Origin of the sequence: Neotabrizicola sp. VNH66, assembly GCF_049445895.1 — a bacterium.
Taxonomy (GTDB): Bacteria; Pseudomonadota; Alphaproteobacteria; order Rhodobacterales; family Rhodobacteraceae; genus Pseudogemmobacter.
In genome coordinates, this window is the sequence record NZ_JBMSDW010000031.1 from 23,150 (window position 1) to 30,034 (window position 6,885).

The window sequence follows — 6,885 nt, forward strand, 5'->3', positions numbered from 1 at the left end:
ACAGAAGGTGTCGTTCCATTGAGTTCGCCTCTCAAATCATGGCAATTTTCGTCTGTATTGACGCAGTCTTCAGCAACCGGCGAACCGTCCACCTCCAACCGCCCTGACCATGTCTTGGCTCAATCCCACTGAGAGTCAGAGCTGCGCTGGTTGCTTTCGCGATGGGTTGAGGGTTGGGAGAGTGGCTCCCGGCGCCCGTCACAGGAGATAGCCGATGGGCGTTGTGGAAGTTCTGGACCCGGTCACGCCGACGCGAGTGGGTGGCTGGAAGGTAGATGTGAGCCGGGGGGAGCTGAACGGGCGGGTGTCGTCCGAATGGTTCAACCGGCCCGATGACGAGCGGTATCTGTCGCTCGACGATCTTTGGGCATCGGTGAAGGGCCGTTCGGAGCGCAGCCGCAGCCGGGTTGTGCAGACGGCTGACATCCGGGTTGAGGCCGCGCGCGACAGCGCCGAGCGTCTGCACCTGGTCCTGCCGAAAGCGCATGAACCTGTCGCGCCCACGCATTGGGCGTTCGGCCAGCTGGCCAGCATCGTCGGTGCCCCGGCGTCCTATCTGCGCCAACTGCCCGCGCCACTGGCAGGGATCAACCTGCAATACGGCCTGACCAACCACCGCGCCGAGCAGGTGAAGACTTTTGAGACGGAGGATGGCCGCACGGAGTTGCGCGCGGTGACCGGCCCGGACTATGGCCGCATCCATGACCACGAGCTGGTCGAGGCGGTGCAGCGCATCGCGGGGAACGGCACCGGCGACACGCGCTGGAAAGTGCCGGGGGTGCTCGACTGGTCGACCGGGGTCTACAACCCCGATGTCGAGATCAGCCGTGACACGACCACGCTCTATGCCTCTGACCGCGACGTCTTCCTGTTCCTGGTCGATGATCACAACCCGATCGAGGCGGGCCGCTTGCCAGATGGCTCTCCCGATCTCTACTTCCGGGGCTTCTACTGCTGGAACTCCGAGGTGGGGGCCAAGACCCTCGGCATGGCCAGCTTCTACCTGCGGGCAGTTTGCCAGAACCGCAACCTTTGGGGCGTCGAGGATTTTCAGGAGATTACCATCCGCCACTCGAAATACGCAGCCTCCCGCTTTGCCCGTGAGGCGGCTCCGGCGCTGACGCGGTTTGCCAATTCCTCGCCGCAGGGCTTCGTGAACGGCATTAAGGCCGCGCGGCAGCAGATCGTGGCGCGGACGGACGAGGACCGGGATGACTTCTTGAGGAAGCGGGGCTTCTCGAAGGCCGAGTCCGGCAAGATCATCGAGAAGGTGCTGATGGAAGAAGGCCGCCCACCGGAGAGCATCTTCGACTTCGTTCAGGGCATCACGCGGCTTGCGCGTGACAAAACCCAGCAAGATGCCCGCCTCGACATGGAGGGCCGCGCCAAGAAGCTTCTCGATCGAGTCGGCTGAGGCCGCGCGTCATCCGCTTGACCGCCCAAGCCCGTTGGGCGGTCAGCTTTTCATAATTGTGCCGACGGTCCGCCCTTCGACAGGGCAGGGGCGTCGGCGTTTTCATTTTTCGGAGACCCACCGTGACCCCCCAGGAAGCAACCGTCATCCTCGAGGCCCGCGAAATCCTCGGGCGCTATCTGAACCAAAACCCTGTCCTTGGCAGCTGGCAGGCTGTTCGCGATTACTGTGCGCTGACGGTGCGCGGCGAGGTCGAGCGCTTCCACGTCCTCTACCTCGACCGGCGCAATCGCGTGATCTCGGACGAGCAGCTTTCGATCGGAACCGTGGACCATGTTCCAGTCTATCCGCGCGAAATCATCAAGCGGGCGCTGATGTTGAACGCAAGCGCTCTCATCGTGGTCCACAACCACCCTTCGGGCGATCCAACGCCATCCGAGGCGGATATCACCATGACGAAGGAAATCCAGAAGGGCTGCAAGTATCTCGGCCTGACTTTGCATGACCACATCATCGTGGGTGGCGGCCAGGAACTCTCTCTTCGGGGCTTGGGCAAGATGTGACCCGACCTACGCATTATCACCTTCCGACGCCCCTTCGAGGAAAAGGGCGGCGGTTTTGGTCTTTGACGCTTGAGGCGGGGAGAGAGGCTTCCCGTACCGTCGGAGATATTTCCCATGTTCGACCATTCCTTTCCGGCTCTGTCGGTCCCGTTTCCGGCTGGCTTCGTGCCGGACACGCCGCACGGCACTCTTAATCCCATGCTGCCTTTTGCCCTGACGCTGGCTGATCGGAACCCTGCGGCTGCGATGTCGGGAGAGGCGCGTCCTCGGATCATCGGCCATTTCACAACGCTGGCCGAAGCCATGCGGGGCGCGATCAAAATGGCGGAAGAACTGGAGGCTGAGGACGCACCACGCATGCTGGCGATCTTTGATCGCGATGAGCGTCTTGTCCTTGCCGGTGCTGCAGCGAACGGCGCAGTCGCTTGGTGCGCTCCGGTCATGACCGCGACCGAGGCCCGGGTCGTGGTCTTGGAAGCAAGTCAGCTTCGGGCGCAGGCAAGCCGCGCGGCGGACTGGCTGGAAAGCGATCTCGCAACCCGCCTGCGGCAGCGTGCCGATCTCTTGGAGGCCCGCCTCGTCGATCCACTCTGGCGCGCCTTTGCTGCGCGCGCCCTACAGATCGCGGCATGACCCCAGAGAGACAGAGGAGGGCAGGGGGCTTTTGTGAGCTTCGCCGGTGCAAGAGAGTGCCCGGCGGCTCCGACCCTTTCACCTTCTTCGGAGACCCCCATGACCCACGTTGAACCCACCCTCCCGGCGCCGTTGCCGCCGTCCACGATCGACTTCGCCGCAGTGTTCGCGGCGCAGGCCAAACAAGCCGCCCGCGAGGCCGAACTGCGTCCGGCCAACAAGGATCGCCTGTTTGATGCCTTGGCCGCTGCAGGCATCACCCATGTCACGGTGACCTTCGACGGTTATGGCGACAGTGGGCAGATTGATAGCGTCGCGGCGTGGAACGGCGAGATCGCGGTCGATTTTCCCCAGACTCAAGTCACTTATGCCGCTTTGACCTGGGACAACCCCGCCATCGAGATGCGTCAGCTTTCGCTGGAAGATGTTGTCGAGCAGCTCACCTACGATTTTCTGAGCGACGCCCAAGCTGGCTGGGAAAATGACGACGGCGCTTATGGTGAATTTTGCTTCGACGCCTCCGCGCGCACCATCCACCTCGAGTTCAACGAACGGTTCACGTCGTCCGAACTTTTCACCCACGACTTTTGAGGGAGGCGGGCAATGGCACATCCTTACCACCACGCCCTGTCCTCGGTGAAGAAATGGGGCGGCACCGTCGAGGACTACCAGGCCATCCACGCATGGTTGATAGCTCAAAAGCCCACTGTGCAGACTTTCGTCACCGCGCGATGTTTCATGCCGCTGGGATCTGGCTCTCGGAGGCAATCTTTGGCCCGACGATCACGCTCTCCACCGGCCGGATCATTCCGACCCGTTGGGTCGGAGAGCAGCATGTGCGGGAGGACCTCGGGTTCATCCCTAGTTTCACGGACTGGTTGAAACCTATTCGGCCTGAACCGTGGATGGGCCGCGCCGAGAGGATCGAAACCCTCGTCGATCCGCATCTAGCTCCGCCTGTCGTGGAGGTCCGCTGAAATGTGCCGGGCCTATCAAGACCTGTGCGTGCCGCCGGAGGCGACGAACCTGATGGTTCTGCGCGTGGCGATCCGGCGCCTGCACCCCGACACGCTCGCCGTCCGCAGCTGGCGCGCGGCGCGCAAGCGATATTACCGCGATCTCCTCACCGCCCATCAGGCGGCTCAGGACCAGCCGAGCGTGCAGCCGGACTGACGCCCGCTTCAACTACCAATTCGAAATTTCCATCTCGCTCGGCCACGGAGGCCGGGCGTCCTCGCATCTGGAGGGCCCAATGGCCGATTATTTTACCCACTTCTCCTGTCTGCTCGACGTCGGCACGCCCGAAAGGGCCGCGCGCGCGATCGACTTTTTCGCCGCCCTTCGCGACGACGATGATAAGTCGGAGGAACCGCAGTTCCACGGCTTTGACTTGTCGCTTCAGGACGGCCCGAAGAGCGGCGTTTTATGGATCCACGACGACGAAAGCGGCGACGTCGAGGCCGTGACCGCGTTCATCCTGCGCTTGGCGGAAGAGCTCGATCTGTCTGGCCTCTGGGGCTTCGAGCATTCCAACACATGTTCTCGTCCGCGCCTGGACGCCTTTGGCGGTGGCGCACATCTGATCGACCTCGGAGCGCGAAAGGTCATCGGCTGGGTGAATACCCAGACATGGCTGGCCGAAGTGTTGAACGGGGAGGAACTCGATGCCTGACATCATCTGCACCACCGTCTACCAGTTCCCGGAACTGTCCGATGCGGCCAAGGAGAAAGCCCGCAGATGGTATCGCGAGGCTGCGTTCCACGACGATTGGTGGGATGTGGTCTATGATGACTTCGAGCGCATCTGCGACATCCTCGGGGTCAGCCTGAAGCGCCGTTCTGTTCGGCTGATGGGGGGCGGCACCCGGCAGAAGCCCTGCATCTGGTTTTCGGGGTTTTCGTCACAAGGGGACGGTGCTTCCTTCGAGGCGACGGTTGGACACGCCAAGGGCTCCGCGCGCGAAATCCGCGCCTACGCCCCGCAAGATCAGATCCTGCACGGCATTGCCGACCGCCTGCAGGCCGCTCAGCGGCAGAACTTCTATCAGCTCAGTGCCGATGTGACCCACCGCGGGCGGTACTACCACGAGTATTGCATGAGCATCGACGTCTCGCGCGACAGCCCGACGGGTCAGCCACCTACCGCGGGCAGTGAAGAGACCGTTGTGGAGGCGCTGCGCGATCTCGCCCGTTGGCTCTATCGGCAGCTTGAGGCCGAATATGACCATCTGACCTCGGACGAGGCCGTCGAGGAGGGGATTGTTATCAATGAATACACCTTCACCGAGGGAGGGCGGCGCTTCGGGTGATCGCGGTGGCCAAGATTTCTTTCGCCATCATCTGAGCGCGGCCTTGAAGGCCAAGAAATCCCTCAGACACCAGCAATTTCTCGGTTACCGCGTCAACAAGCTTCGGGCTCATGCTTTCGGTGACCCGCAGCGCCTCCCGACACGCATCAGGAAACCTGGAACAAGCCTCGACGACATAGTTGGTACCCATAGCCTGGGCTACTGCTGCAATGTCGAACATATCCCGCGGCTGCAGGTGCGATCCGCGGAACACCACTTTCTTCGCGAGGATTTCAGCGGGCGTCTCGAGCCTGACGTTTCGTCCGCGAATTTCGGAAACAACAAACGGGCCCTCGGTGACCGGGTCGCAGCAGATGAAATCGATCTCACCGACGCCATCGAACACGATCTTAAGAGCGCGGGTGCCATCGGTTTCGTAGTCGCTTGGCACAAGCGCCAGATCGTAGTCTTGTGTTTCGGGGTTCAGGTAGGGGAGATACTGGGCATCCTCGATGAAGAGGTCGATGTCGTGACTTTCGCGATGGTTGATTTGCAGCATAAGTGCTGTGCCGCCGCCAAAGCTCCAGCTGTTCATCCCGATGCCTTGGGCATTGGCCTGATCGATGATTGCCATTGCCATGTCGAAAAGCTCAGGCCACCGGCTCGGCAGAGGCGTATTCATTCAGACCGCGAGCGGCAGCTGGAATCCGGCGAGGACGGAGAATTTCTTGGCGACATGGGTGACCGCATCCTTGCTCACACCCATCTCGTCGATGAACGATTGCTGCAGTTTGGGCGACACTTCGGACAGGAAGGCGAACACGCTGCAGTCGTAGGAATCGGCGCTCTTGATATCGGCGATTTTCTCGGCAAGCTGCGCAGCCGTCACCAGCACGCCGTAGGGCGCGCTGACTGTCGACATCACTTTTGCAGCAACCGAGGCCATGGCATCAACTCTGTGCAGATTTCTATTCCATCAATGTAGTCGATGTCCCTCAACAAAGCAATAAAGCCCCACCTGCGCTGGTTTTCACCTGTTCCCGTCGATCCACTTCGACATCAGGCCCTTGTCGCGGAAGCATTCATCCGGGACAGCGCCGCGCTTGATGCGAGCGAGACGCTCAGCAAAGGCGACCTGCTTCGACGACGGCAGCTGGTCGAGCGCGGAGACCGGTTTCAGCTTGGCCTGCGCATCGATCCAGGAACTCAAGGCCCGCCGATCCTGCTGCACCTCCCAAGGTAGCAACGTCTGGTTGCGCAGCGCCAGTGACCGCGCATAGGCGATCTGCTTGGGCGTCACGGGCAGGGCAAAGGTCGTGGCTTGCATGGGATATCTCCCTTGTGGCGTTGAGTTTGCATATAGAACATTACAGGAACAAAATCAAGCCGCGCATCCGTAGTTCCGGGGTTTGAAAGGCAGAGGGGAGCGGGAAAAGGCTAAGCCGAAGGGGGACAGAGAGAGTGCCCCGCCGGTTTGTCCTTGTCCCAATCCGGAGAACCCCGATGATGTTTCAGACTTCTGTTGCAACCGCGCTGCCGCTGGTTGCCCCGCTGCAATGCCCCTACACCGCCGACGCTATTTTGATCGTGGCGCAATCCCTGCAGCCGGATCTGGCGCAGGGTTTTCAGATTGACGCCTTGCGCCTGCGCGTTGAGATGGAGCGCGCCTTTGGCGGCTCCGATTCCGACGGTGCCTGGGATTGGAAGCTCGCATATGAGGCTGGCGAGGTGGCGCTGGTCCTGTTCCTGCGGAAGTTTGGCCGCGCGCTGCTGGCCCGTGCCGGCTCGCCTGCAGCACTGTTGCCCACCCTCGCCAAGGTGGCAGGCCTCTTGCCCACGCACACCCGTCGCTCGGAAGAAATGGAGCGCTTCCAGCAGATGGCATGACCATTCTTGGCGCTCCAGCCGACGTGGGACAGGATCGCCGTAGAGTGATCGCGGTCCGCACTCTTCTTCGGTCCGCAGCCCGAGGAGATGACATGGAAGA

Annotated in this window: 10 protein-coding genes and 2 pseudogenes; 9 read left to right on the plus strand and 3 right to left on the minus strand. The window is 61.7% G+C overall.

What is annotated here, in order from left to right:
* The first annotated feature begins 214 nt into the window (after nucleotides 1–214).
* From ACO2Q5_RS23160 to ACO2Q5_RS23195, 8 genes and pseudogenes are all read left to right on the plus strand, one after another.
* Nucleotides 215–1,414: a DUF932 domain-containing protein gene (locus tag ACO2Q5_RS23160; protein ID WP_423295479.1), complete on the plus strand. Its 1,200-nt coding sequence runs from the start codon at nucleotides 215–217 to the stop codon at nucleotides 1,412–1,414.
* A gap of 122 nt (nucleotides 1,415–1,536) precedes the next feature.
* The gene (locus ACO2Q5_RS23165) at nucleotides 1,537–1,977 is read left to right on the plus strand and encodes a JAB domain-containing protein (protein ID WP_423295481.1); all 441 of its coding nucleotides are present in this window, start codon (nucleotides 1,537–1,539) and stop codon (nucleotides 1,975–1,977) included.
* Between the two features lie 114 nt (nucleotides 1,978–2,091).
* A complete protein-coding gene (locus tag ACO2Q5_RS23170) occupies nucleotides 2,092–2,610 on the plus strand; it encodes a DNA repair protein RadC (RefSeq protein WP_423295484.1) in 519 nt (172 codons plus the stop codon).
* Nucleotides 2,611–2,709: 99 nt separating this feature from the next.
* The gene (locus ACO2Q5_RS23175) at nucleotides 2,710–3,201 is read left to right on the plus strand and encodes a DUF6878 family protein (protein WP_423295487.1); all 492 of its coding nucleotides are present in this window, start codon (nucleotides 2,710–2,712) and stop codon (nucleotides 3,199–3,201) included.
* A 12-nt stretch (nucleotides 3,202–3,213) separates the two neighbouring features.
* A pseudogene (locus ACO2Q5_RS23180) lies at nucleotides 3,214–3,587 on the plus strand (DUF6915 family protein).
* 1 nt (nucleotide 3,588) lies between these two features.
* Nucleotides 3,589–3,783, plus strand: a complete 195-nt coding sequence (locus tag ACO2Q5_RS23185; RefSeq protein WP_112312774.1) for a hypothetical protein — start codon at nucleotides 3,589–3,591, stop codon at nucleotides 3,781–3,783.
* Nucleotides 3,784–3,862: 79 nt separating this feature from the next.
* Nucleotides 3,863–4,282, plus strand: coding sequence for a hypothetical protein (locus ACO2Q5_RS23190; RefSeq protein WP_423295490.1), 420 nt, complete (start codon nucleotides 3,863–3,865; stop codon nucleotides 4,280–4,282).
* Nucleotides 4,275–4,919 carry a hypothetical protein gene (locus ACO2Q5_RS23195; RefSeq protein ID WP_423295492.1) on the plus strand — a complete coding sequence of 215 codons (645 nt, stop codon included), beginning with the start codon at nucleotides 4,275–4,277 and terminating at the stop codon, nucleotides 4,917–4,919. The genes ACO2Q5_RS23190 and ACO2Q5_RS23195 overlap by 8 nt, the downstream gene beginning before the upstream one ends.
* On the opposite strand, the gene ACO2Q5_RS23200 is transcribed toward ACO2Q5_RS23195, so the two are convergent.
* The 3 genes from ACO2Q5_RS23200 to ACO2Q5_RS23210 form a co-directional block, all read right to left on the minus strand.
* Nucleotides 4,891–5,532, minus strand: a complete 642-nt coding sequence (locus tag ACO2Q5_RS23200) for a nucleotidyl transferase AbiEii/AbiGii toxin family protein (RefSeq protein WP_423295494.1) — start codon at nucleotides 5,530–5,532, stop codon at nucleotides 4,891–4,893. The genes ACO2Q5_RS23195 and ACO2Q5_RS23200 overlap by 29 nt on opposite strands.
* A gap of 48 nt (nucleotides 5,533–5,580) precedes the next feature.
* On the minus strand, nucleotides 5,581–5,844 hold the full coding sequence (locus ACO2Q5_RS23205; RefSeq protein ID WP_423295496.1) for a hypothetical protein: 264 nt from the start codon (nucleotides 5,842–5,844) through the stop codon (nucleotides 5,581–5,583).
* Between the two features lie 84 nt (nucleotides 5,845–5,928).
* Complete coding sequence (locus ACO2Q5_RS23210) at nucleotides 5,929–6,225, minus strand: hypothetical protein (protein ID WP_423295498.1); 297 nt, start codon at nucleotides 6,223–6,225, stop codon at nucleotides 5,929–5,931.
* A gap of 179 nt (nucleotides 6,226–6,404) precedes the next feature.
* On the opposite strand from ACO2Q5_RS23210, the pseudogene ACO2Q5_RS23215 reads away from it, so the two are divergent.
* Nucleotides 6,405–6,782, plus strand: a pseudogene (locus tag ACO2Q5_RS23215) (hypothetical protein); the annotation flags it as partial.
* Between the last annotated feature and the right edge of the window lie 103 nt (nucleotides 6,783–6,885).

What these genes read in the sequence shown, in the direction of transcription:
- ACO2Q5_RS23190 (WP_423295490.1), top strand. Translation starts at nt 3,863, where the DNA reads ATGGCCGATTATTTTACCCACTTCTCCTGTCTGCTCGACGTCGGCACG.
- ACO2Q5_RS23200 (WP_423295494.1), bottom strand. Translation starts at nt 5,532, where the DNA reads ATGGCAATCATCGATCAGGCCAATGCCCAAGGCATCGGGATGAACAGC.
- ACO2Q5_RS23195 (WP_423295492.1), top strand. Translation starts at nt 4,275, where the DNA reads ATGCCTGACATCATCTGCACCACCGTCTACCAGTTCCCGGAACTGTCC.
- ACO2Q5_RS23170 (WP_423295484.1), top strand. Translation starts at nt 2,092, where the DNA reads ATGTTCGACCATTCCTTTCCGGCTCTGTCGGTCCCGTTTCCGGCTGGC.
- ACO2Q5_RS23185 (WP_112312774.1), top strand. Translation starts at nt 3,589, where the DNA reads ATGTGCCGGGCCTATCAAGACCTGTGCGTGCCGCCGGAGGCGACGAAC.
- ACO2Q5_RS23210 (WP_423295498.1), bottom strand. Translation starts at nt 6,225, where the DNA reads ATGCAAGCCACGACCTTTGCCCTGCCCGTGACGCCCAAGCAGATCGCC.
- ACO2Q5_RS23175 (WP_423295487.1), top strand. Translation starts at nt 2,710, where the DNA reads ATGACCCACGTTGAACCCACCCTCCCGGCGCCGTTGCCGCCGTCCACG.
- ACO2Q5_RS23160 (WP_423295479.1), top strand. Translation starts at nt 215, where the DNA reads ATGGGCGTTGTGGAAGTTCTGGACCCGGTCACGCCGACGCGAGTGGGT.
- ACO2Q5_RS23205 (WP_423295496.1), bottom strand. Translation starts at nt 5,844, where the DNA reads ATGGCCTCGGTTGCTGCAAAAGTGATGTCGACAGTCAGCGCGCCCTAC.